Source organism: Roseovarius spongiae (assembly GCF_003651245.1).
Classification (GTDB): domain Bacteria; phylum Pseudomonadota; class Alphaproteobacteria; order Rhodobacterales; family Rhodobacteraceae; genus Roseovarius; species Roseovarius spongiae.
Window position 1 is genome coordinate 640903 of the sequence record NZ_RAPE01000002.1, and the last position, 25165, is coordinate 666067.

General features: G+C 66.6%; 18 protein-coding genes. 6 read left to right on the forward strand and 12 right to left on the reverse strand.

All coding sequences use genetic code 11. The annotated features are described in order from the left end of the window. Positions 1-34: 34 nt before the first annotated feature. From D6850_RS09820 to D6850_RS09840, 5 genes are all read right to left on the reverse strand, one after another. A complete protein-coding gene (locus D6850_RS09820) occupies positions 35-2479 on the reverse strand; it encodes a GcvT family protein (RefSeq protein WP_121166297.1) in 2445 nt (814 codons plus the stop codon). Further along, a complete protein-coding gene (locus D6850_RS09825) occupies positions 2476-3372 on the reverse strand; it encodes a phosphotransferase (protein WP_121166299.1) in 897 nt (298 codons plus the stop codon). Before D6850_RS09825 ends, D6850_RS09820 begins: the two co-directional genes overlap by 4 nt. Beyond that, positions 3369-5366, reverse strand: coding sequence for an ABC transporter permease (locus D6850_RS09830; RefSeq protein WP_121166301.1), 1998 nt, complete (start codon positions 5364-5366; stop codon positions 3369-3371). The genes D6850_RS09825 and D6850_RS09830 overlap by 4 nt, the downstream gene beginning before the upstream one ends. Next, positions 5363-6388, reverse strand: a complete 1026-nt coding sequence (locus D6850_RS09835; protein WP_121166303.1) for a quaternary amine ABC transporter ATP-binding protein — start codon at positions 6386-6388, stop codon at positions 5363-5365. Before D6850_RS09835 ends, D6850_RS09830 begins: the two co-directional genes overlap by 4 nt. Before the next feature lie 93 nt (positions 6389-6481). Next, a complete protein-coding gene (locus D6850_RS09840) occupies positions 6482-7423 on the reverse strand; it encodes an ABC transporter substrate-binding protein (protein ID WP_245964145.1) in 942 nt (313 codons plus the stop codon). Positions 7424-7638: 215 nt separating this feature from the next. Between D6850_RS09840 and D6850_RS09845 the strand changes: the two genes are divergently transcribed. Together D6850_RS09845 and D6850_RS09850 are read left to right on the forward strand one after the other, a co-directional pair. Next, positions 7639-8415 carry a DeoR/GlpR family DNA-binding transcription regulator gene (locus tag D6850_RS09845; RefSeq protein ID WP_121166307.1) on the forward strand — a complete coding sequence of 259 codons (777 nt, stop codon included), beginning with the start codon at positions 7639-7641 and terminating at the stop codon, positions 8413-8415. Then, complete coding sequence (locus tag D6850_RS09850; RefSeq protein ID WP_121166309.1) at positions 8412-9188, forward strand: inositol monophosphatase family protein; 777 nt, start codon at positions 8412-8414, stop codon at positions 9186-9188. The genes D6850_RS09845 and D6850_RS09850 overlap by 4 nt, the downstream gene beginning before the upstream one ends. A 14-nt stretch (positions 9189-9202) precedes the next feature. Here D6850_RS09850 and D6850_RS09855 read toward each other — a convergent pair whose 3' ends face one another. Both D6850_RS09855 and D6850_RS09860 read right to left on the reverse strand, forming a co-directional pair. Then, positions 9203-10132 (reverse strand): choline/ethanolamine kinase family protein, encoded by a 930-nt coding sequence (locus tag D6850_RS09855; protein WP_121166311.1) that lies wholly within the window; start codon positions 10130-10132, stop codon positions 9203-9205. Between the two features lie 10 nt (positions 10133-10142). Then, on the reverse strand, positions 10143-12557 hold the full coding sequence (locus D6850_RS09860; protein ID WP_121166313.1) for a GcvT family protein: 2415 nt from the start codon (positions 12555-12557) through the stop codon (positions 10143-10145). 184 nt (positions 12558-12741) lie between these two features. On the opposite strand from D6850_RS09860, the gene D6850_RS09865 reads away from it, so the two are divergent. Further along, the gene (locus D6850_RS09865) at positions 12742-13743 is read left to right on the forward strand and encodes a GlxA family transcriptional regulator (protein WP_121166315.1); all 1002 of its coding nucleotides are present in this window, start codon (positions 12742-12744) and stop codon (positions 13741-13743) included. Positions 13744-13807: 64 nt separating this feature from the next. Here D6850_RS09865 and D6850_RS09870 read toward each other — a convergent pair whose 3' ends face one another. The 4 genes from D6850_RS09870 to D6850_RS09885 all read right to left on the reverse strand — a co-directional run bounded on the left by D6850_RS09870 (position 13808) and on the right by D6850_RS09885 (position 20225). Then, entirely contained in the window at positions 13808-14797 is a 990-nt protein-coding gene (locus D6850_RS09870) for a C45 family autoproteolytic acyltransferase/hydrolase (protein ID WP_121166317.1), read from the reverse strand. Positions 14798-14806: 9 nt separating this feature from the next. Continuing rightward, a complete protein-coding gene (locus D6850_RS09875) occupies positions 14807-16309 on the reverse strand; it encodes a biotin carboxylase (RefSeq protein WP_121166319.1) in 1503 nt (500 codons plus the stop codon). Positions 16310-16354: 45 nt separating this feature from the next. Further along, the gene (locus tag D6850_RS09880) at positions 16355-19114 is read right to left on the reverse strand and encodes an aminotransferase class I/II-fold pyridoxal phosphate-dependent enzyme (RefSeq protein ID WP_121166321.1); all 2760 of its coding nucleotides are present in this window, start codon (positions 19112-19114) and stop codon (positions 16355-16357) included. Between the two features lie 94 nt (positions 19115-19208). Continuing rightward, positions 19209-20225 (reverse strand): carbon-nitrogen hydrolase family protein, encoded by a 1017-nt coding sequence (locus D6850_RS09885; RefSeq protein ID WP_121166323.1) that lies wholly within the window; start codon positions 20223-20225, stop codon positions 19209-19211. 184 nt (positions 20226-20409) lie between these two features. Here D6850_RS09885 and D6850_RS09890 point away from each other — a divergent pair, with 184 nt between their 5' ends. After that, the gene (locus tag D6850_RS09890; protein WP_121166325.1) at positions 20410-20805 is read left to right on the forward strand and encodes a rhodanese-like domain-containing protein; all 396 of its coding nucleotides are present in this window, start codon (positions 20410-20412) and stop codon (positions 20803-20805) included. A 48-nt stretch (positions 20806-20853) separates the two neighbouring features. On the opposite strand, the gene D6850_RS09895 is transcribed toward D6850_RS09890, so the two are convergent. Next, positions 20854-22239 (reverse strand): M20/M25/M40 family metallo-hydrolase, encoded by a 1386-nt coding sequence (locus tag D6850_RS09895; RefSeq protein ID WP_121166327.1) that lies wholly within the window; start codon positions 22237-22239, stop codon positions 20854-20856. A gap of 248 nt (positions 22240-22487) precedes the next feature. Between D6850_RS09895 and hemA the strand changes: the two genes are divergently transcribed. Together hemA and D6850_RS09905 are read left to right on the forward strand one after the other, a co-directional pair. Next, a complete protein-coding gene (hemA, locus tag D6850_RS09900; protein WP_121166329.1) occupies positions 22488-23714 on the forward strand; it encodes a 5-aminolevulinate synthase in 1227 nt (408 codons plus the stop codon). Between the two features lie 112 nt (positions 23715-23826). After that, a complete protein-coding gene (locus D6850_RS09905) occupies positions 23827-25092 on the forward strand; it encodes a helix-turn-helix domain-containing protein (RefSeq protein WP_121166331.1) in 1266 nt (421 codons plus the stop codon). Positions 25093-25165 lie beyond the last annotated feature (73 nt).

The window sequence follows — 25165 nt, forward strand, 5'->3', positions numbered from 1 at the left end:
AATCAAGGGCCGGGCGCCGCCCCGGCCTTTGATCTCAGCACTTCACCTTTTCCATCTTCGGGTCGTAGAGCGGCCCGAGATGCGCCTTTGCCGGCACCCGGTCCGTCGCGACTTCGAGCTCGTAGCGTCCCTCAAGCACGTAGTCGCGGCTGACCCCCTCCGGGTTGCGCACGTAGCCCATGCCGATGGATTTCCCGATCGTGTGTCCGAACCCGGCCGAGCTCAGCCAGCCCACCCGCTCGCCGTCGCGGTAGATCGTCTCGCGCCCCGACAGGATCACGTCCGGGTCGGCGGTGAAGGTGGTCATGCGCTTGGTCACGCCCCGGGCGCGCTGGGCCTCGACCGCCGCGCGGCCCTTGAAATCGGTGTTCTTCTTCAGTTTCACCGCCCAGCCCAGCCCGGCCTCGTCCGGGGTGTGGTCCGGGCCGATGTCCGAAGACCACGCGCGGTATCCCTTCTCGAGCCGCAGCGTCTCGATCGCGCGATAGCCCGCGTTGCGCAGCCCATGCGCCGCGCCCGCCTCGTGCAGCGCCGCGTAAACCGTGGTGGCGTATTCGACCGGCAGGTGCAGCTCCCAGCCCAGCTCTCCGACATAGGTGACGCGCAGGGCGCGCACCGGGCACCCCGCGATGCCGATTACCTGCGCGGTTCCAAAGGGAAAGGCGGCGTTGCTCATGTCGTGGCGGGTGACGGATTGCAGGATGTCGCGGGCGCGCGGGCCGAACAGCGACAGCACCGCGTTGGCCGATGTCACATCGACAAGCTGCGCGTTCATGCCCTCGGGGATGTTGCGCGCGATATGGTCGAAATCATGCGTCGCGTAACCGGTGCCCGTGACGATGTAATATTCGTCGCGGCCCGTGCGGACGCATGTAAGATCGCATTCTATCCCCCCGTTATCGTTCAGCATCTGCGTATATGTCAGCGCACCCACGGGGCCGCTGACGTCATTCGCCGCGATCCATCCCAGCGCGTCCTCCGCGTCCGGCCCCTTGAGCACGAATTTCGCGAAGGAGGTCTGGTCGAACAGCACCGCCGCCTCGCGCGCCGCCTTGTGCTCGCGCGCCACCGCGTCAAACCAGTTGGGTCGCCCGAACGTGTAGATGTCGCGCTGCTCCTCGCCCGCCTCCGGATCGGCGAACCAGTTCGGCCGCTCCCAGCCCAGTTTCTCGCCAAAAACCGCGCCATCGGCCTTCAGCGCGTCATAAAGCGGCGACTTGCGGCAGGGGCGGCCGCTGTCGTGTTCCTCGCTCGGCCAGGCCATCGTGTAGTGCTTGCCATAGGCCTCGTCGGTGCGCGCGCGCACCCAGTCCACATCGAAATGCGGCCGCCCGAAGCGGCGGATGTCCACCGACCAGAGGTCATAGGGCGGCGCGCCATTGGCGACCCACTCGGCCAGCGCCATGCCCGCGCCGCCCCCCGCCGCGATGCCATAGGCGTTGAAGCCCGCGCCGACGAAGAAATTGCGCAGTTCCGGCGCTTCGCCAAGGATGAAGTTTCCGTCCGGCGTGAAACTCTCGGGGCCGTTGGTGAGCGTCTTGATCCCGGCAGTCTCCAGCGCCGGAACGCGGCCTAAAGACAGCTCCATAAGCTGTTCGAAATGCTCGAAATTGCTGTCCAGAAGCGTGTAGTGAAAATCCTTCGGGATGCCGTCCTCGGCCCACATGATCGGGTTCGGCTCATAGCCGCCCATGACCAGCCCGCCGACCTCTTCCTTGTAATAGGTAAGCCGGTCGGGATCGCGCAGCGTGGGCATGTCGGAGGTCACGCCCTCGATGGGCTCGGTCACCATGTATTGATGCTCGACCGACACGAGCGGCACGTTCACCCCGACCGCGCGCGCGAAATCCCGCGTCCATTGCCCGCAGCAGGCGATCACCACCGGGGCGCCGATGCGCCCCCTGTCGGTCTCGACCCCCTTGATCACGCCGTCCTCCAGGATCACGCGGGTGACCTTCGTGTCCTCGAATATCTGCGCGCCGCCCATGCGCGCGCCCCGGGCGAGCGACAGCGTTATGTCGCTGGGGTTGGCCTGCCCGTCCGTCGGCAGGAAGGCCGCGCCGACCACGTCATCCACGTTCATCAGCGGCCACAGATCCTGCGCCTCCTTCGGCGTCAGAAGCTCCATCTCGAGCCCGAAGGAATGCGCCGTGGTCGCCTGCCGCTTCACCTCGGTCCAGCGTTCCGCGTTACAGGCAAGCCGCAGCCCGCCGTTCATCTTCCAGCCCGTCGCCTGGCCGGTTTCCTCCTCCAGCCGCTTGTAGAGATCAACGGAATAGCCCAGCAATTGCGTGATGTTGGCGGACGATCTTAATTGCCCGACCAGCCCGGCGGCGTGAAATGTCGTCCCCGAGGTCAGCTTCTTGCGCTCGACCAAGACCACCTCCCAGCCCAGCCGCGCCAGGTGATAGGCGGTCGAACAGCCGACGATGCCGCCGCCGACGATGACGGCCTGTGCAGATTTCGGAAGGTCACTCATGGTTCTGGCTCCTGTCGGAACGCGGCGAAGGCGCGTTCGAAACGCTCGAGGTTCTTGTCGGTGTAGGCGGCGTAATCCACGTCGAGGGTCGAGGTGATCTCGCTCACCATGCTCCACATCGTCTCCCGCAGGAGCGAGGCGCATTTCATCGCCTCGTAGGCGCGCCAGCGCGCGGGATCGGGCGGCGCGCCGAAATAGCGGGTGAGCATGGCGATCTCGGCCTCCTTGGGCAGCGCGCAGTTGCTCGCCAGCCCGCCAAGGTCGAAAAGCGGCGAATTGAAGCCGCCATATTCCCAGTCGATGATCCAGAGCGCGCCATCCTGCGCCCGCAGCAGGTTCGCGGGCAGCAGGTCGTTATGGCCCAGCACCATGTCGATCGGCCCCACCGCCCGTTCGAGCGCATCGGCGCGCTCCAGAAGGTCGGGCAGGGCGGGCGCGTGGCGCGAGCCGCGATCGCTCAGCGTGTGAGCGTAGTCGCGCAGGATGTGAAACACCCAGAAGGCGAGGACCGGGCCGCGCAGATGGCGCGGCATGTCGCGGTGGACGCGCGCGATGAGGTCGGTCGCGGCCATCAGCGTCGCCTCGTCGTGCAGGTCGTTCTCGGCCAGCGCGGTGGAGGGGACATAGCCGATCACCAGCGCGCCCGGCCCCGCGTGATGCACGCGCGGCGACAGCCCGGCGGCAGCGGCGGCGCGGCTCAGCGCCAGTTCGTGCCAGCGCAGGATGCCGTGTTCCGGGATGTCCTCGCCCAGCCGCACGACATAGTCGCGGCCCCCGTCGCGCACGCGGATGTTGTGATTGGTGATCCCGCCCTCCAGCGGCTCGGCCTGCTCGGGCGGGGCGGACCAGCAGGGCAGGGCGCGGGCGGTGCGGATGGCGTCATCAGGTGTCATTGCAGTCCCAGTCTTTCGCGTGATTGGCGCGCCATCGCGGAGACGCAGCGGTCGGCGATGATCGCGATGAAGGCGACGCTGAGCCCCGCCACGATACCCTGCCCGGTATTGGCCTTGGTGAGCGCGATATAGACCTCCTGGCCAAGGTCGCGGGTGCCCACCAGCGCGGTGATGACCAGCATCGAGATCGCCAGCATGATCGTCTGGTTCAGCCCCAGCAGAAGCGACGGCGCGGCCAGCGGCAGCTTGATCCGCCACAGTATCTGGCGGCGCGTGCAGCCCGAGACGAGCCCCGCCTCGATCATCTGCGGCTCGATCGAGCGGATGCCATGCGCCGCATAGCGCACCGCCGGCGCGAGCGCGTAGAGGATGACCGCGATCATCGCCGAGAAATCGCCGACGCGGAACAGCATCACCACCGGGATCAGGTAGACGAAGCTGGGCAGCGTCTGGAGCGTGTCGATGAACGCGCCGACCCATTTATGCGCGCGCGCGTTCTGCCCCGCCCAGATCCCCAGCGGCACGCCGATGGCGTAGGCGATCAGCACCGACACGCCCACGAGGTAAACGGTGATCATCGCCTTGGCCCAAAGCCCGTTGACGATGATGAACCCGGTCAGCAGCAGCGCCAGCAGCCCCAGCCGCCAGCCGCCGATCCGCCCCGCCGCAAGGCTCACCGCGATCAGCCCCCAGGCCCAGGGGATGCCGGTGAAGAAGCGCTTGACCGGCAGCAGGAGCGTGGTGAGGAACACGTCCTTGATCGCCTCGAGCGTGTCGTAGAAATTGACGTTGATCCAGCGCATCGCGTCTTCCCAGAAGGCCGAGGTGGTGAGCGTCGCCGCCTCCGGGTAGCTCTGCACCGGCGGCAGGAACAGCCCGGCGATATAGGTCAGCGCGATGATGGCGAAGGCGGTCGCGAACCACGGGTGGCGGCGCACGAAGTTCACGTCCTGCCCGGCCACCTTCGACGGCAGGCGGGTCGAAAACGCCTGGCTCACCCGGTCGAGCGCGATGGCCATCACCACGATGGCGAGCCCCGCCTCGATCCCGCCGCCGATATCGAGGCGGCGCAGCGCGCTCAGCACGTCAAAGCCAAGCCCGCCCGCGCCGATCATCGACGCGATGATGACCATGTTGAGCGTCAGCATGATCACCTGGTTCACACCCACCATCAGCGTCGGAGCGGCCGAGGGGATCAGCACCTTCCACATCATCTGGCGGCGCGTGCAGCCGGCCATCTTGCCCGCCTCGACCACCTCCTCGGGCACCGATTGCAACGCCACGGTCGCCACCCGCACCATCGGCGGCATGGCGTAGACCACCGTCGCGACCAGCGCGGCGACGGGACCGAAGCCGAACAGAAAGAGCACCGGCACGAGATAGGCGAAGACCGGCACCGTCTGCATCAAGTCCAGCAGCGGGCGCAGCGCGCGCTCGACCCAGGGCCAGCGGAACGACGCGATCCCGAGCAACAGCCCCCCCAGCACGCCGATCGGCACCGCGATCATCACCGAGGCGAGCGTGACCATCGCGCTGTCCCACTGGCCGAACACCGCGAGGTAGAGGAAACACGCCCCCGTCAGCGCCGCCAGCCGCCAGTCGCGCGCCACCCGCCCGAGGATCGCCATGATCGCGATCACCGCGATCCAGCTGAGCGGCGGCGCGATTTCCACCGCGTAACTGCCCTGGCCCTGCATGAACCCGTCCGCCAGCGCCGCGCGCACGAGGTCATAAGGCGCCTCGATCACCGCCGAGACGAAGCGCGTCAGTTCGCGAAACGTGAACAGACCGAAGGTCGCATCCTCAAGCAGCCATTTCATCGCGTCCGAGATCCAGCTTTCCATCGGCAGCTTCCAGCCGCTCGGGAAACGGATGATCCAGCGCGCGTCGAACGCCTTGTAAAGCTGGAAGGACCAGGTCGAGAGCGCCCATGTCGCCGCCAGCAGCGCCCACCAGAAAAGCGCGCCGGGCCGGATGAGTCGGCGCCAGATCACGCCCGGTTCCGTCCGATCAGCACGTCGATCACCGCGCGCGCGTCCACCGTGCCGATGGGTGTGTCGTCCTCGTCCAGCACGCGGTGTGGGCGATCCGCCGCCTCGATCCGGTCCGCCACGTCCGCGACCCGGTCACTGGCGCGCAGATCGCCTGCATAGGGGCCGTCGCCGGCGCCCGGCGACATGACGCTGCGCAGGCTGAGCACCTTGCCGCGCGGAATGTGCTTGGTGAACTCGGCCACGTAATCGGTCGCCGGGGTCATCACCAGTTCTTCGGGCGTTGCGGTCTGCACGATGCGCCCGTCCTTCATCACCGCGATCCGGTCCGCAAGGCGGATCGCCTCGTCGAAATCATGGGTGATGAAGACGATCGTCTTGTGCAGCAATCCCTGCAGGCGCAGGAATTCGTCCTGCATCTCGCGCCGGATCAGCGGGTCGAGCGCGCTGAACGGCTCGTCCAGGAACCAGATCTCCGGCTCCACCACGAGCGAGCGGGCGATCCCGACGCGCTGCTGTTGCCCGCCGGACAATTGACGGGGAAAGTAATCCTCGCGCCCCTTGAGGCCGACGGTCTCGATCATCTCTTGCGCGCGCGCCTCGCGCTCGCGCCGCGCCATGCCCTGCACGTCCAGCGGAAAGGCCACGTTCTGCAATACCGTGAGATGCGGCAGCAGGGCGAAGTTCTGGAACACCATGCCGATCTTCTTGCGGCGCAGCGCGATCAGGTCGCGCTCGGACATGGCGAGCAGATCCTCGCCGTCGAACGCGATCTCGCCGCCCGTGGGTTCGACCAGCCGCGACAGGCAGCGCACCAGCGTGGACTTGCCCGAACCCGACAGGCCCATGATGACGAATATCTCGCCCTCGAGGATCTCGACATTCGCGGCCTGCACCGCGCCGATCATCCCGGCGTCGCGCAGGGTCTCGGGGGCGGGATCGGGGTGTTGTTCAAGAAATCTCTTCGCGTCCGGGCCGTAAAGTTTCCAGACGTTGCGGCAGACCATTTTCTGCGGACGATCCATGAGCACCTCGGATTTGCCCGCGGGAATGAGGGGCGTGGCGTGTCGGGGAAAAGGGGACGGGGGCCGCAACCCCCGCCCAGTCCTCGGGAGAGGTCAGTTGATCCAGCCGTCGACCTTGTCGGCGTTCTCTTCCATCCAGCCGGCGGCGGCGTCCTCGATCGATTCGCCGTCAAGGTCCACCGCGGCGACAAGCGCGCCCATCTCGTCATTGCTGAGCGTGTAGTTGCGGATGATCTCGGCGGCGCCGGGCCACTTCTCCTCGACCCCGGCCCAGGCGACCTTCCAGATCGGCCCCGTCGGCTTGGCGCAGTCATAGGCCATGTCGGGGTTCGTTCCCCAGCTTGGGTCGTCGTAGCATTCCGGCGTGTAGGGCGGGAACTCCACGTAGCTGCCGTCGTATTTCACGGTCGACCAGTGCGGAGAGTAGATCCACAGCACGATCGGCGCCTCGCGCTGGTAGGCCGATTCGAGCTCGGCGAAGAGCGCGGCGTCGGTGCCCGCGTGAACCACTTCGAAATCGAGACCCAGCGATTCGACCCGCTCCTCGTCAAAGCCGCCCCAGGTGACCGGCCCGCCCAGGTAGCGGCCCAGCGGCGCGGTCTCGGACGTGGCGAATTCCTGCGCGCAATCGTTCAGCGCCTTCCAGTCCGGCAGGCCGGGGCAGCGTTCCTCCATGTAGGCGGGATACCACCATTCCTCGATCGCCTTCATGCCTGACTCGCCAAGGTTGACGACATTGCCGGTGGCGGTCGCCTCGTCCATGGCCTCGCGGCCGGTGGTTTCCCAAATCTCGGTGGCGACATGCAGATCGCCGGTCTTGAGCCCGGCGAACTGCGCGATGTAGTCGGCCTGCACCAGCTCGACGTTGTAGCCGGCCTTCTTGAGGATCTCGCCCAGGATCGTGGTGTTGACGATCTGGCCGGTCCAGTCATGCGTGGTGAGCCGGATCGGATCCTGGCTCTCGACCTCGGCAAGCGCCGGGGCGGCGAGGGTGAGGCCGAGCGCGAGCGCGGATGTGGCAGCAGTGTATTTCACGGAAAAACTCCCTTGTCTGGTTCGGGGACCGGTTGGTCCGGGCCTCGTTTCTGCGGTGTCTTGCAGGGATTGAACCGCAGAAAACAACATATTGCAACGATTTTTGAGGTTTTATGTTGGATTTTCCGGCGGCGCCTGTAATATCCGGCTTGTCTCCCGCACCGCAGTTTGCGATCCGGAAGCGATTTCGCAACTCGGCGAGGACCGACGCCCGCATGGACGCCCTACATCTGAACCACCGCCAGCAGGAAATCCTCGACGCGCTGCGCCGCGCGGGGGGATCGCTGCGGGTGCACCGGCTCGCGGCGGAACTGAACGTCAGCGAGGAAACCGTGCGCCGCAATCTCAAGCGGCTGGCCGACAGCGGGCAGGTCGAAAAGATGCATGGCGGCGCGCGGCTGGCCGAGGCGGGGGACGATGGCGATTTCCAGCATCGCCTGCGCCGCAATCCCGACGCCAAGCAGATCGTCGCGCGCCACGTGGCCGCGCAGCTGCCCGATGGCGCCTCGCTGTTCCTAGACGTGGGCAGCACCACGTCCTACATCGCCGACGCGCTGCGCGATCACAGCGATCTGCTGGTGGTCACCAACTCGGTCTCGGTCGCCTACAAGCTGGCGACGCGGGGCGGCAACCAGGTTTACATGGCCGGCGGCGCGCTGCGCGCGCATGACGGCGGCGCCTTCGGCGCAGAGGCGCTGGCGTTCGCCGACAATTTCAAGACCGACCTCGCCGTGCTGTCCACCGCCGGGATCACCGCCGCGGACGGCTTCCTGCTGTTCGATCTCGAAGAGGCGAATTTCTCGCGCGCGATCCTCAAGAATGCGCAGCGCCGCTGGGTGGCCGCCGATTCCACCAAGTTCGGGCGCGCAGCCCCCATCGCGCTGTGCGACCCGTCGCTGATCGACGTGCTGATGACCGACGCCGCGCCGCCCGACCCGCTTGCCGAAGCGGCGGCGCGCTGGGGGGTCGAGGTGCAGGTGGCCCGCACATGAACGACCTTGCGAACATCGCCGCCATCGCCGCGCGCATCGCCAAGGACGCGGGCGCCGTGCCGATGCGCCATTTCCGGCAGGGCGGGCTCGGGATCGAGCTCAAGGGCGACCAGAGCCCGGTGACCGTCGCCGACCGCGCCACCGAAAAGGCGATCCGCGCCGCGCTTGCGCAGGCCTTCCCCGATCACGGCGTCTTCGGCGAAGAGTTCGGCGTCAGCGGTTCGCTCGACGGGCCGGCCTGGATCATCGACCCGATCGACGGCACGCGGTTCTTCCTCTCGGGTTATCCGGGATTCGGCATGTTGCTGGGGCATCTGCAATCGGGCGCGCCGCAGGTGGGCGTGGCGCACATGCCCGCGCTGGGCGAAACCTACGTCGGCGCGCGCGGGCAGGGGGCGACGCTGAACGGCGCGCCGATCCGCGCGCGCGCCACCACGCGACTGGACGAGGCGGTGGTCTTCGTCAACGAGGCCGAGCGCCTGTTCGCGGACGACCCGGCCCGCTTTGCCCGGCTCTGCGCCATCGGGCATACGCGGCGCATGTCCTATGACTGCTACCCGCACGCGCTGGTCGCGGCGGGGCAGGTGGACGCGGTGACCGACATCGGGCTCGAGGCTTATGATTTCCTCCCCCTCGCGCCGCTGATCGAGGCGGCGGGCGGGGTGATGACCGACTGGGACGGTCAGCCGCTCGGCCTTGGCTCGGATGGGCGGGTGGTGACGGCCTGCACGCCCGAGATCCACGCGGCGGTGCTCGAGGTGCTGGCGGGGTAGGGCCTTGCCGTGCCTTACCCTTCGCGCACCGCCGCCACATGCCCCGCGAAGGCCGGGTCTTGCATCAGCGCCTTGCAGCGGTCGAACCGCCCCGTGGCGTAGGCCCAGAAATCCTCGGCCGGGTTGCCGTCGGCGTGCTGGATCAGCCCCCAAAGGGTCCAGAGCAGATCGCACATCGCCTTGTAGATCACGACGCGGCCATGCTGCGCCGCCGTCGGGTCGCCCCCGAAATAGGCGCGCATCAGCTCCATGTCCTGCGCATCCGTCAGCCCCGCCTCGACCGACAGATCGCCCACGTCCCAGAGGGGATCGTTCATGCCGGAATATTCCCAGTCGACGATCCACATCTTGTCGCCATCGTCGAGGAAGTTCTCGCAAAGCGGATCGCAATGGCAGGGGGCGAGCGGCGCGGGGTTCGCGGCCAGCGCCTCCTTCACCGGCTCGGCGGCGGCGACGACGTCGTGATAGCCGTCCGGCAGGCTCACGTCCTTGGTCCCGAGAATGCGCAGGTAATCCTCGATCATCGCGAACAACTCGAAGCGGAACCGGAATTCTTCGCCCGAGCGGTGCAGCCGCGCCAGCGCGCCGCCGGCGCGCGCCGGCGCGCCCGCCCGCGTGCCGAAATTCTCGGGCGTCATCGTGGTGACGCCCTCGATCGCCTCGCTTATCATCACGCCGCTTGGCGGGTCGACCCAGAGCAGCCGGGCCGAGACGCCCGCGCGCCAGGCGGCCTCGGCGTTATGCGCCTCCACGGCGCGATCGATGTAATCCTCGGTGCCGGGGCCCGGGATGCGCACGATGACCGACTGCCCGTTCACGTCCACTTGGTGCACGAGGTTGGTCAGCCCGCCCAGCCGGGTGAGGGTGCAATCGGCGGCGCTCACGTCCTCGAACCCCGGCGCGTTGCGCAGGGCGGCGATGACGGTTTCGGTGTGATCGGACATGGGATCTCCTTCAGGCTTTGAGGCGGGCGTTTTCGGGATCATAAAGCGGCGCGTCGGCGCGGGTGACGGCGTGGCGCTGGCCGAACACCTCGACCTCGAAGGCGTCCCGGTTCCAATGGGCGCGCGGCAGGTAGCCGTGCAGGATCATCCGCCCCACGCTGTGGCCAAAGGCGGCGGAGGTCACCAGCGACACCACCTCGCCATCGGCAAGCAGCGTCTCGCCGCCGTAAAGCGGCAGCTTGTCGGCGCAGGTAAAGGTGCAGAGCCGCCGGTCAGGCCCGTTCTCCTTCTGCGCGGCCAGCGCGTCGCGCCCGATGAAGTCGCCCCCCGATTTCAGGTGCACGCGAAAGCCGACTCCCGCCTCCACGGGCGTGTAATCGGGCGAGATGTCGCCGGACCAGTAGAGATAGCCCTTTTCCATGCGCAAGCTGTCGATGGCGCGGTAGCCCACGTCGCTCAGATCTCCCGCGGCGCGCAGCCGCTCCATCACGTAGGCGCCCCATTCGGTCGGGATGTGCAGCTCCCAGCCGAGTTCTCCCACGAAACCGATGCGAACGGCCCGCACCGGGGCGGCGCCGATGGTGATTTCCCGGGCGGTGGCAAAGGGGAAGGCGGCGTTGCTCATGTCCTCTTCGGTGACCGAGAAGAGAATCTCGCGCGCCTTTGGCCCGCAGATGTTGAGCACGGCGCGCGCCGATGTGACCTCGATCAGCTGCACCGCGCCGCCCAAGGGCAGGTGGCGGCGGACCCAGTCGGAATCATGCACGCCGAACCCCGCGCCGGTCACGATGTAGAAATGCTCCTCTCCCAGCCGGGTGATGGTGAGATCGGATTCGATCCCGCCCGAATCGTTGCAAAGCTGCGCGTAAATGACGCTGCCCACCGGCTTGTCCATGTTGCACGCGGCAAGCCGTTGCAGCGTCTCCAGCGTGCCCGGTCCCATCATCTCGAACTTGGCGAAGCTGGTCTGGTCGATCAGCGCCGCGCCCTCGCGCACCGCGCGGTGTTCGCGCGCGGCGAACTCGTGCCAGCCGGGATCAAGGAAATCGAGCCGGTCCACCGGCTCGACCCCTTCGGGCGCGAACCAGAGCGGACGCTCCCAGCCGTTCTTCGATCCCATGACCGCCCCGCGCGCGATCAGCGCGTCATGGAACGGCGAGCGGCGCAGCCCGCGCGCGGTTTCCGCCTCCGCGCCGGGATAGCGCATCTTGTAGTGATGCGCGTAGTGCTCCACCGCGCGGGGATACATGAAGGCGCGCGCGCCGTGATGCGGCGAGAAGCGCCGCACATCCAGCGGCCAGAGGTCGAGGCTAGGCCGTCCCTCGGTGATCCACTCCGCGATCATCTCGCCCGCGCCGCCGCCGGCGGCGATGCCGTAGAGGAACCCGGTCGCCATCATCAGGTTGTCGAATCCCGGCGCCCAGCCCATGACGAAATCGCCATCCGCCGAGTAGGGAATCGGGCCATTGATGACCTGCCTTATGCCGACCTCGTTGACGACCGGCGTGACCTGCCCGGCAAGCTCCGCGAGCGGCGCGAAACGTTCGATATTGTCGGGCAGAAGCTGGCGGACGAACCGTCCGGGAATGCCGTGCGAACCGAACGGTTCGGTGTTCTCCTCGTAACCGCCGATCACCATCCGCCCGCCCGCGTCGGGCTTGTAATAGACCAGTCGCTCGGGATCGCGCAGGGTGGGCAGGCCCTTGACCAGTTCGGTGTCGGGCAGCGGCTCGGTCACGATATATTGGTGCTCGACCGCGCAGGCGGGCACGCGCAGCCCCAGCTTCGCGCCGATCTCGCGGCTCCACATGCCGGTGGCGAGAATGACGTTTTGCGCCTCGTAGGCGCCCTCGCTGGTCTCAACCTCGGTGATCCGGCCCCCGGTGACGTCGAAATCCGTCACCTCCACGCCTTGGCGGATATCGGCGCCATGCAGCCGCGCGCCCGCCGCGATCGCCATGCAGAGCCCCGCCGGGTCCACATGCCCGTCCGAGGGGATGAAGGCCGCGCCTTCGATCCCGCTCTCGTCGATATAGGGGAATAGATCCTTCGCCTCGCCGGGGGTAATCATGCGCATCTCGAGGTCGAAGCTCTGCGCCATCGTGGTCAACCGCTGCGCTTCGAGCATCCGCTCCCGGGTGGCCGCAAGGCGCAGGGACCCGACCTTCTTCCAGTCGAACGCCATCCCGGTTTCGGCCTCGAGCGCATCGTAGAGCGCGACCGATCGTTTCAGCATCCGCGTCGTGTTGCGGGACGAGCGCAACTGCCCCACCAGCCCGGCGGCGTGCCACGTCGCCCCCTCGGTCAGCGCCGCGCGCTCGAGCAGCACGACGTCCTTCTCGCCCCGCTTCGCGAGGTGATAGGCGACCGCGCAACCGATGATCCCGCCGCCGATGATGAGATGTTTCGCCGAAAACTGCGCCATGAACCCGCTCCCCGCCCGGTGTCTTGACGGAAAACGTCGCATATACCGGGCAAAAAGCAACATATAATGTTGACTTTTGTTGTTTTCCGGCCGGCGCACGCGGCCTATGGGCGCGCAGAGGATGGCGTGATAAAGCGTGTCTCGAACCGCCTCGGGTTTCAGCCGCACGGAAAAGGGAACATCGGTGACGCAGTCGGACTATGTGCCGCGGGGATCGGCCCGCTTTGCGTTGCCGCGCGCCGCCGCGCCCCGGGCCTTCGACTTCGTGTTGCTGCCCAAGCTGACGATGCTGGCGCTCAGCGCCGCGATCGAACCGCTGCGGGTCGCCAACCAGATATCGCAGCAGGAACTTTATCACTGGCGCACCATGACGCCGGACGGAGCGCCGGTGCGCTGCTCCAACAACCTGTCGCTGGTGCCCGACGGCCCGCTGACGACGCCCGAACGCGGCAGCCGGGTCTTCCTGTGCTCGGGGGTGGAGCCGGCCGAGACGCTCGATCCGCGCGTGGTGCACTGGAGCGCGCGGCACGCGGCGCATGGCGCGCGGGTGGGCGCGATCTGCACCGGCGCCTTCACGCTGGCGCGCGCGGGGCTGCTGGGCGGGCGACGCTTCACGCTTCACTGGGAGAACCAGCCGGCCTTCATGGAGATATTCCCTGACCTGCTGCCGACCCCCAACCTCTACGAGATCGACGGCGAATTGATGACGGCGGCGGGCGGGAGCGCCTCGACCGACCTCATGCTGAACGTGATCGAATCCGATTTCGGGCATGAATTCGCGCAGGTCGTGTCGGACATGTGCCTGCACGGGCGCAGCCACTCCGAACACGCGCCGCAGAAGACCGCGCAATCGGCGATCCTGGGCAGCCGCAATCGGCACCTGATTGCGGCGATCCGGCTGATGCAGGCCAATCTCGAGGAACCGCGGACCGTGGCCGAGATCGCGGCCGAGATCGGCATCTCGCGCCGTCAGCTCGAACGCAGTTTCGCCGACCATGCGGGCCAGAGCCCGCGCCAGTATTACGCCGACCTGCGTCTCGCGAGGGCCTATGCGCTGCTGTCCGAGACCGACCTGCCCATCGCCGAGATCGCGGCCGCGACCGGCTTCGGCGGCGCCTCGGCCTTTGCCCGCACGTTCAGGGCCAAGTTCGACATCTCGCCGGGCAAGTTCCGCAAGCGGTGGTGAGGAGGCGAGGCTCTTCGCAAGACCATGGCGATACTCGCCAGGAAAATTGCCCGTCCCGCGCAAGTCAGGGCGTGTGCAGCGTATCCTCGGGGGTGAAGATCGCGCGCGTGTCCTCGTGGAAGGCGTCCATGTGAAAGGGCCAGCAGGCGCGTGGCCAGCGCAGCTCCATCTGGCGCAGGCGCGGGCGGTAGACGGCCGTGTAGAGCGTGCCGAACCCGTGATCGAAGCGCGACGAATAGAGCGGCGGACGCAGGAAGGCGCCGATGAATTTCTCTTCGGGCTCGACGTGCAGGGTCAGACGTTGCAGCAGGAACCGTTCGCGCTCCACCGTGGCGGTAAAGCGCGCGTGGCTGGCCCATTCGACGCGCTCCTGGTGGTTGGTGGCGACCGCCTGGTGGGTGAGCACCGTCTTGCGGTCCGGCGCCATCAGCGCGGTGAGGAACTTGCGCCGGGCGTCCACGACCGTGACGTTATAGCTCATATGCGTCGGGATCCGCGCCAGCGCGCGGCCTGCCTCCTCGGTCGTCTCGCAGGTTTGCAGCACGTAACGCAGGATCAGCGGCACGCCGAAGCCGTCGCCGACCACGCGCCGCCCCCCGAAGGTAAGCGACACGGCAAGCCCCGCGTCGTTGATCCCGTCGACCAGCCCCCAGAGCCCGTCGGCGGTGCCCATGACCGTGCGTCCCTGCCAGTGCGTGCGCATCGTGAGGCTGTCGAACGCCTTGGGCGAGTAGTCGTAATTGCGCACCAAGACCGGTTCCTCGCCCGGCCAGATCGCCTGGCTACAGGATGACAGGTAGGGCGGAGGGCAGTAGAAGCTGAGGAAGCGCGCGGCGTGATCCGTGCCGCCCGCCAATTCGCACAGCCGGTCGTAAAGCGGCAGAAGTTCCGGCATGTGCGTCTTCAGCGCGCGGCGGCTGTCGTGGAAACCGGGCCGCGCCTCCGGCCCCTCGCGCGCCCACCAGTGGTGATAGGCGGGCCAGTATTCCCGGAAAAGCCCGGCCCATCTGGTGCCGGGTTCGTCCTCGGAAATCGCGCGCCAGTTGAGCCGCATCGCGCCGGCTCACATGATCTTGAAGGCGGGATCGGCAAAGGCGGGGCCAGCCTCGGCGGTGGGCAGGGGCCGGGCGCTGACGCCCCGCTTGATGCCGTGGATCCATCGCTTGCCGCGCTCGTTGAGCTGGAAGCCCGGCGTCATGGAGCGCCCGCGCGTCACCAGGATGCCGATATCCGCGCCCTCGTAGCGATAGTCGCCGGGCTGAAGGATACGCAGGAAGAATGCCTCGTTCTCGCTCTCGACGGCGCGGCGGTGGTAGTCGAAGCGGTCGAAATCGATGCTGCCGTCCTCGCGCATCTTGTAGATGCCGGTCTCGGGGACATCGGTGGCGATATCGACCGTGTCCTCGGTGTGCTTGATGACCATCTGCGACCAGCCGTCGATCATCCTGGGGTCGGCCCAGCGGGCGTTCAGTTCCTCCACGTCGAGGCTGAATTTCTTGCGGGAGAATTCCAGCAGGTGGAACAGGAACAAAGGCGCGTCCGCGTGGGCAAAGGCGGCGTGGTTGGTCATTGATGACGCCCCGGTGATGCGCGGGTTCAATTCACCCAGCCAGATGTCGCCGGTTTTCTTGTCGATCAGGAAATCGAGCTCGAAGTACCCCCGATAGCCTTCCTTGCGAAGCTGTTCGCCGAACTTGAAGGTCAGATCGCGCGCCTTCTGGCGCACCTTGGGCGGGAAGGCGGTCGCGAAAATTTCGTTCCCGCACCAGCCGCCGCGATAGGGGGTCAGTTCCTTGAAACCCACTAGCTCGGTCATCAGGGGGCCGACGATGGTGCCTTCCTTCGTGGCGCAGGCCTCGATCGCAGATCCGCGACAGTCGATCCGCTTCATGATCTTGATCTCGCCTTCGCCGACGATCTCGTGCTCGTGGCGGCGGAAATCGGCCTCGGACTTGATAAAGAACGTGGTGTGGCCCGAGTCGCCGAAGGCCGATTGCAGAACCAGATCGTGGCCCAGATCGGCACTTTCGCAGATCTCGCGCAGGTGATCGTAGCTTTCGACCTCGCTCAGCGTGTTGGGCACCGACGGCACGCCCGCCTTGTTGCCGATTCGCACGGTCTCGATCTTGTTGTCCATCGCCTGCCGCAGCTTGGCCTTGGGGAACCAGACCTCGGCGCCGAGTTCCTTCGACAGCCGTTCGGTTTCCTCGTCGAACATCAGGAACACGAACTTGGGCTTGCCGCCGCGCCGCTTGATGAGGTCGATCACCTCCTTGTGCTGGAGCAGGTAGTTGTTGATGTCCTCGATCGACTGAAACTCCGCATGCGGCTGTTCGGAGGGCACGAAGGTGTTCGGGTGCTTGCCGTCATAGCAGTCGATATAGCTGATATACTTGAAGTTCTTGCACCACTCGTCGAGGCCCAGAAGATTGAAGTTGGTCGCGGAGATGAAATAGACCGGGTCCTCGTTGCGGTGGAAGTGGCGCCGAATCTCCGAGATGTTCTTGAGGTCCACCGTCTTGGGTTTCGCCGGGGTCTTGGGTTTCGTTTCTGCCGTCTTGGCCATATTTCTTGTTCTCCCTGTGAACGGTCGTTTATTGTTTTTCTGAAGTTACAGTTTCTGGCGTTGCATGTTCAGCTTCAACCGCGCCGCGTTGGCCTTGGCCTGCTGTTTCAGCGCCGCCTGCGTAAAGACCCGCAAGCCGAGATCGGGGCGGTAGCCGTGGATCTCGCTCACGTCGAGCGCGCGCATGAAGTCGAGGATTCCCTTGCTCACCACCTGTCCCGGCACGAGGATCGGGAAACCGGGCGGGTAGGGGATGATGAATGACGCGGACACCACGTCGTCGCCGCTTTCCATCGCCTCCTTGATCGACCCGTCGAGTTCGAGATAGTCGCAGTTCCGATCGTCGTAGCTGAGGAAGAACGCCGACCGGATATCGCCCTCGGGCGTGTCGTCATCGGTGCGGAACGCATCGTGGAACCGGCTGAAATCGGGCAGGGGCGGCAGATGGTGCATCAGGTTCGCCACCCGCTTTTCAAAGCCGCGCCGTTCCATCATCGACGCGTCGTCGATCAGCTCGTCCAGTTCCTTGGCGATCTCCACGAGCACCTCAATCAGGTAGGCCACGCTCGACCGCGTCGTGCCGATATTGGTCATGAAGAGGACCGTGTTGCGCGACGTCTTGTTGATCTGGATGCCGTACTTGTCCATCAACACCTGGTTTTTGAACGTATCGCCGTCCCAGCCGGTGCCGCCCACGGCAAGCGTGACGCGCGTGGCGTCGAGGACGAATTCGTCCTTTTCCCAGCAGTCCCAGATATCGGTCCAGCCCTGTTCGGGGTTGTAGTAGGTTTCGACGCCGCTTTCGCGGTAATCCTCGGGGATCATGTCGCCTGCGGCCAGCACCTTGAAATACTTCGTCAAGAGCGGATGCGTGGCGATCGCGCGGCGCATGGACATGGCCGCCTCGACCTGTCGCTGGACGAATTCGAACCCTTCGAGTTCGACCTGTCGGCGGCCCACGTCCAATGAGGCGATGATCTGGTAGTTGGGCGATGTCGATGTGTGGGTCATGTAGGCTTCGTGGAACGACGCCTCGACCTCGCCCTTGAAGTCCTGATCGTTGACATGGATCATCGAGCCCTGCCGCAGCGACGTCAGCGTCTTGTGCGTCGATTGCGTGGCGTAGACGCGGATTCGCGCACCGGGCGGAGGGATCAGCCGCGTGTTCAGCAACATCTCGTCATCGGCGCCTTCCAGAGCCGTCTGCTGTTCGGCGTAGGCGGCGGCGTGTTCGTCCGATTTCAGGCGTTCGCGCATGTTGTTCGCCGCGTTCATGCCGGTGCGCTGCCGGTAGGTGGGGCCGAACCGGGCGAAGCCGAACCACGCCTCGTCCCAGAGAAACACGAGGTCCGGTTTGATGGCGAGACATTCCTCCATCACCCGTTCCACGTTGTAGACGATTCCGTCGAAGGTGCAGTTGGTGAGTAGCAGCATCCGCACCCGGTCGAGCTTGCCGGCCTTCTTCAGCTCAAGGAGCTGGTGCTTGATCTCGCGCAGGGGCACCGCGCCATACATCGAGTATTCGTTGAGCGGGTAGCTGTCGAGGTAACAGACCTGCGCCCCGGCGAGGACCATCCCATAGTGGTGCGACTTGTGGCAGTCGCGGTCGACGAGCACGATATCGCCAGGCCTGACGAGGGCCTGCACGACGATCTTGTTGCAGGTCGAGGTGCCGTTGGTGGCGAAATAGGTCTGTTTGGACCCGAAGGCCCGGCTGGCGAGCCGTTGCGCCTCCTTGATGGGCCCGTGCGGCTCCAGCAGGCTGTCGAGCCCGCCGGACGTGGCCGAGGTCTCGGCCATGAAGATGTTGGAGCCATAGAACGCGCCCATGTCCTGAATCCAGTGCGAGCGGGTGATCGACTTGCCCCGGCTGATCGGCATGGCGTGAAAGACGCCGGTGGGCTGCTTGGAATATTCCACCAGCGCGGTGAAGAACGGCGTCTTGTAGCGGCTCTGTACGCCGCGCAGGATGTTGAGGTGCAACTCCATGAAGTCTTCCTGGTTGTAGAAGACCCGGCGGCAGATCCCGAGGTCGAGCCCCGCGATATCCTCGACTGACCGTTCGGTGATGAGATAGGCGTCAAGCTCGGGGCGCGCCCGCGCGATCATCCGGCAGAGCTCGGGTCCGTAATTCTCGGGCGTCAGGTTCTCCAGCGCTTCGAGTCCGCCTGCGCGGTTGAGGTAGCGGGTGAGGATCGACAGCTCAACCTGGCTTTCGAGAATCAGCCCAGGCCGCACGACGATGGCCTGGATGTTGTGGTTAAAGAGAACCCCGATCAGCGCGTCCTGGAGGCTCGGCACGACCACGGTTTCGTAGTGGAACGGATCCTCGCTGCGGCGCATGTTGGCGAAGTTCGACTTCATCCACCGTTCCTGGTGCTCGCTCATGTTGTCGACGATGAGCACCTCGAAATAGGGCTTGGTGAGCGTGCGCGCCTCCAGCGACTGGATCGCCTCGTCCTCGTGTTCGTCCATGTCGGCGCTGTCGCGGTCGAGCGGGATGTGACGGCGCCGGTAGGCCCCGGTCGTGAGCGCCCGCGTGACCCGCTGCACCGTGAAGGCGAGGTCGCGCAGGTTGTCGTTCTCGAACTGGCGGCGCATTTGCTCGAAGGCCTGCTTGCCGGGAAAGGCCCAGTAGGCCTCGATCAGCGACAGCGATTCGAAGAGTTCACCGATATGGGCGCGGTTGGCCTTGCCGTTGCGACCGTCCGGCGCGCGGGCGAGCGCGTCGGTCGCTTCGCGCAGTTGGCTCCAGCGGTCCGAGCGCAACTGCACCGCCGAATAATATTCCCCCATTGATTCCATGACTCACTCCCCGTTGTTATGGGGCCGGCACGTCGGTGCGCACGGGGGCAGGGGGCGTGCGAACAGCCGACGTGTCGGCCGCTGCTTGTCGTCGTCAGGTGGTCGAGGGCGTCGTCTCCCTCTCGTCGCGCTCGCGTGCGGGCGCAGGCCCGCCGCTCGTCCGGTTGACCGCCTCCGGAACGGCCGCGCCCTTGAAGAGCTCCGGCTCAGGGCGCGCGATCTCGGGCGTCTCGCCCATGTCCAGCCCTGCGCGCGACCCCTGTTGCGGGATCTCGAGCGGCCCCAGCGAATGCAGGTAGGCGTCGGCGCCGCTTGCGCGGTCATAGACCGGGAAATCGACCGAGCGGTCGCGGAAGCTCTTGAGCACCTGGCCCAGCCCCTTCATCCCCGTCTCGCGCTGACGGCGCACGTAGTCGAGGTCGAGCTCGAGCGGGAACATGTCCTCCTGCCCGCCGGACTGGTGCAGCACGGTGGCGGTGGGATCGACCACGCAGGATTTGCCCACGCCGCCGGCGCCCAGCCCGTTCACGTCGATCACGTAGCACTGGAACTGCGCCGCGGTGGCGCGCGCGATGGCAAGCTCGGCCTCGCGGTCGGTGGTGCCGGTCAGCACCGGGTGCAGCAGCACCTCCACCCCATGCGCGGTAAGCTGGCGGGTGGTTTCGGGGAACCAGATGTCATAGCAGATGGAAAGGCCGAACCGCCCGACCTCGGGCACGTCGAAGATGCAAAAACCGGTTCCCGCCTCGACGCCGGCCTCGTAGGGGCGGAAGGGAAACATCTTGCGGTAGTGGGCGACGATTTCGCCCCTGGGGTCGATCACCGTGGAGGTGTTGTAGACGCGCCCGTCCTCGGCGGTTTCGAACATGGAGCCGGGGATCAGCCAGACATGGTGCTTGGCCGCCGCCTCGCGGAACCGCTCCAGCGTCTCGTTGCGCAGCGGCAGCGAGAAGCGCGGCAGCGGGCCAAAGGGGGCGAGTTCGGAGAACAGCACCATCTGCGTCCAGGGAAATCGGGCCATCAGCACGTCAAGCCGGTGGATCATCCCATCCACGTTGGGCTGTAGCGCGTTCACGTGCATCTGCACGCCGGCGACTGCGAATGGCGTCATTAAATCGGTTCTCCTCGTCCGTTTCGGCCCCGCCTTGCGTCCGGGCCTAAGCAGTCTAGGCGCAAGGGCGGGGAAATAACAACAGCCCGAAGCGGCGGCGACGCCGCGTCGCCGCGCGTGCGGCGGTTGCGCGCGGGCGGGCGGCATGCCACGTTCGGGTCGTGCAAACCACGGGAGAGCGCCGATGAACCGCCTCAGGAAAACCGCCGCCGACATGGTCGCCGACGCGCGGGCGCGGATCGAGGAGATCGACACCGCCGACCTTATCGCCCGGCGCGAGGATCCCGACCTCGTGATCGTCGACATCCGCGACGTGCGTGAACGCCAGCGCAGCGGCTTTATCCCCGGCAGCGTGCATGCGCCGCGCGGGATGCTCGAGTTCTGGATCGATCCCGACAGCCCCTATCATCGCGATGTATTCGCGCAGGAGGGCAAACGCTACGTGCTGCACTGCGCGTCGGGCTGGCGCTCCGCGCTGGCCGCGGCGACCTTGCAGGACATGGGGTTCGAAGCGGCGCATCTGCGCGACGGATTCAGCGACTGGGTGAAGCAGGGCGGCCCGGTGGAGCAGGCCGACTAGGCGCGCGGCTTCGGACGGTGCGCAATCCGGCCAAGCCGCCCCTCGCCGTCAGGACGGCGCGCTCAGCGCGTCCAGCACCCGCGCCCAGCTGCGCGCGCCCTTGTGGAAGCTCTCGACGTCGTATTTCTCGTTCGGGGAATGTATCGCGTCGTCGTCCTTGCCGAAACCGATCAGCATCGCGTTCATGCCCAGAACCTCGCCGAAATGCCCCGCGATGGGGATCGAGCCGCCGCAGCCCACGTAAGCCGCCTCGCGCCCCCATTCCTGTCCGAGCGCGCGGCGCGCCTGCTCGAAGGCGGGGCCGCTCATGTCCATGATGCCGGCCGCGCTGCCGCCATGGGCGTGGAACTCCGCCGTGCAGTCGGCGGGCAGCGCAGCCTTCACATGCGCGCGGAACGCATCCCGCACGGCGTCCGGCCGCTGGCCCTCGACCAGACGGAAGCTGACCTTGGCATGCGCCTCGGCGGGCAGCACGGTCTTGAAGCCCGCGCCGGTATAGCCGCCCCAGATGCCGTTCACTTCGGCGGTGGGGCGCGACCAGATCATCTCGAGCGGGGTGCGCCCGGCCTCGCCCGCGGGCTCGCTCAGCCCCACCGCGCCGAGGAACGCGGCGTGATCGAAGCCCAGCCGCTCCCACTGGGCGCGCAGTTCGGGGGCGAGTTCGGGAATGTCGTCGTAGAACCCCGCGAGCGTCACGCGCCCGGTTTCGTCATGCAGCCCGGCGAGCATGCGGGCAAGCACGTGGATCGGGTTCTGCGCGAGCCCGCCGAAAAAGCCCGAATGCAGATCCACCTCCGGGCCACGGATCGTCACTTCCTCGGTCACCATTCCGCGCAGCATGGTGACGATGGCGGGCGTTTCGGACTGGAACAGGCCGGTATCGCAGATCAGCGCGAGGTCGGCGCGCAACTCCTCTGCGTTTTCCTGCATGAACGGGACAAGCGAGGGCGACCCGCTTTCCTCCTCGCCCTCGAAGAAGAAGGTGATGCGGCAGGGCATTTCGCCGGTCACGTCCCGCCAGGCCCGGCAGGCCTCGACAAAGGTCATCAGCTGCCCCTTGTCGTCGCTGGAGCCACGCGCGCGGATCACCTTGCCCTTCGCGGCGTCTTCGATCTTCGGATCGAATGGATCGGTGCGCCACTCGTCCAGCGGGTCGACCGGCTGCACGTCGTAATGTCCGTAGAAAAGCAGGTGCGGCGCCCCTGCGGGCCCGTCCACGTGGCCCACCACCATCGGGTGGCCGGATGTGTCGCGCCGCTGCGCCGAGACGCCAATGCTCTCGAGATCGGCCACCAGCCAGTCGGCGGCGGCCCGGCAATGCTGCGCATAGGCCGGATCGGTCGAGACCGACGGAATGCGCAGCAGTTCGGCGAGCCGGTCCAGCGCCTGCGGCATCTGGTCGTCGATACGGGCGAGAACGGCGTCTAGGGACATTGGGCGGACCTTCCGGCTGAGTGGGGGATGCGGTGCGAAGGTAGCAGAGGGCGCGAAGCTGTCCAGACGTTCGGGCAATTTCGCGCCTGAAGCGAACCGCGATCGCTTTCGCCCCCATCATTGATCCGCATCAAGGACCGGACCAGCGACCATGTTACACAGTTGCGCAAACCGGGCGGGGGATGTATCGCCCTGAATGCGAAGACTCGTCGGGCGGCGCGCCCGGCGCGACAGAAAGGGGGCGCCCCTTGGATTACACGGCACAACTGGATTCGGCGCTGGAGCGGCTTCACACCGAGGGCCGCTACCGCACCTTCATCGACATCGAGCGGCGGCAGGGCCGCTTTCCGCAGGCCACGTGGCGGCGCCCCGACGGGACCGAGCGGCCGGTCACGGTCTGGTGCGGGAATGACTATCTCGGCATGGGCCAGCATCCCGAGGTGCTCGACGCGATGCGCGACGCGCTTGACGCGAGCGGCGCCGGGTCAGGGGGGACGCGCAACATCTCGGGCACGACGTTCCATCACCGCCGGCTCGAGGCGGAGCTGGCGGATCTGCACGGCAAGGAGGGCGCGCTGCTGTTCACCAGCGCCTACATCGCCAACGACTCGACGTTAAGCACGCTCGTCAAGCTGTTGCCGGGGTTGATTATTTATTCCGACGCCCTGAATCATGCCAGCATGATCGAAGGAATCCGCCGCGGCGGCGGGGAGAAGCGGATCTTCCGCCATAACGACGTGGCTCATCTGCGCGAGTTGCTGGAGGCGGACGACCCCGCCGCGCCCAAGCTCATCGCCTTCGAGAGCGTCTATTCGATGGACGGCGATTTCGGCCCGATCGAGGAGGTCTGCGATCTCGCCGACGAATTCGGCGCGCTCACCTATCTTGACGAAGTGCACGGCGTCGGCCTTTACGGGCCGCGCGGCGGAGGCGTCGCCGAGGCGCGCGGGCTGATGGCCCGGCTCGACATCATCAACGGGACGCTGGCCAAGGGGTTCGGCGTGATGGGCGGCTACATTGCTGCATCCATGAAAATGTGCGACGCGATAAGGTCTTACGCGCCGGGCTTCATCTTCACGACCTCGCTCTCGCCGGTGATCGCCGCCGGCGCCGCGGCCAGCGTCGCGCATCTCAAGCGCGACCCCGGCGGGCTGCGCCCGGCGCACCAGGCCTGCGCGCGCCGGCTCAAGGCGCGGCTGGGCGCGCTGGGGCTGCCGCTCATCGAGCATGGCAGCCATATCGTGCCGGTGATGGTGGGGGATCCGGTTCATACGCGGCGGATCAGCGACATGTTGCTCGAAGAGCATGGCATCTATGTGCAGCCGATCAACTTTCCGACCGTCCCGCGGGGCACGGAACGGCTGCGATTCACCCCCTCGCCGGTGCACGGCACGGCCGAGATGGACGCCCTCGTGAGCGCGCTGGACACGCTTTGGGCGCATTGTGCGCTGAATCGTGCCGAAATCAGGGCGTAAGGCTTGGCAGGTGTAATGAAAATTGCGATGTGCTATCCTGATGTAAACAAAAAGGGCAGAGTCCGAATCAAGTCAACGGACACAGGCTTGCAAAGCTCGAGGGGCAGGTTGCATGATTTTGCGGCGATTTTCGCGCAAGGATGAGATCACCGAAGAAGAGCCCCGGGGCTTTGACAGTTTCGAACTTCGTCTTGGCGACATGATGCGCGGAGAGCGCGCGACGATGGGCAAATCGCTGCTCGACGTCGAACGCGAGCTGCGGATCAAGGCCAGCTATGTCGCCGCCATCGAGAACGCCGATCCCGACGCCTTCGACACCCCCGGTTTCATTCCCGGATACGTGCGGTCCTACGCGCGTTACCTCGGCATGGACCCGGATCGCGCCTTTGCTGGCTTCTGCGCCGAAAGCGGATTTTCGACCGCGCATGGCATGTCCGCCGCCGCATCCTCGGTCCGCAAGCCGGACGAGCCGATCGTCGGGATGAAGCCCAAGCGCGGCGACGATTCGCTGACGTCGCCCAACACCCCCTTCATTCCCGCCACCGAAAGCCTGTTCTCGCGGATCGAGCCGGGCGCGGTCGGATCCGTCACCGTGCTGCTCGCGCTGATCGCCGCCATCGGCTATGGCGGCTGGGCTGTGCTGAACGAGGTGCAGCGCGTTCAGGTCGCCCCGGTCGAGAACACGCCCGACGTGCTGGCCGATCTCGACCCGCTGCAATCGGTCAAGCAAGGGCAGCCGGAAAATTCCGGGCAGGCTGCATCGTCCGACATGGCGGGCAATTTCGGCGCCTCCACCGACGACACGCTCGACCGGCTCTACCGTCCCGAGGCGCTGGACGTGCCGGTGATGGTGGCGCGGGACGCGCCGATCTCGACCCTGGACCCAAGCCAGGTCGGCACGCTCAGCGCCCCGGTTCGCGAACTGGCGGAGCAAACTCCGGTCCTGTCGGGGATCGACGGCGCGCTGGCCGCGGCGCTGGGCGCGGGCCCGGTCGATCCGCCGCAACTCGCGGAAACCACGCCGCAGGTCGTGGCGCCGCCTTCGCCCGGCGTGCAGATGGTCGCCGTCCGCCCGGCCTGGGTGCGGGTGCGCGCCGCCGATGGCTCGGTCATCTTCGAGGGCATCATGAACGCCGGCGACAGTTATGACGTGCCGGCGACCGAGGCGCCGCCGACGCTGCGGGTCGGAGAATCCGGCGCGATCTATTTCCGCGTCAACGGCGAGCATTACGGCCCTGCCGGGCCACGCGGCGCGGTGACCGCCAACCTCGCCCTGGCCGCCGACAGCCTGTCGGCGGCGCTGGAGGTGGCGGATCTGACGCAGGATTCGGATCTGTCGCGCTACGTCGCGGAGCTTCGGGCGCAGGATCTGCAGTAACTTCCCGGTCCGCGGCGATTGCAGCCCGGTCGATGCCCTCCTATCTTGGCCCCGACTCACCCACGCTTTCGCG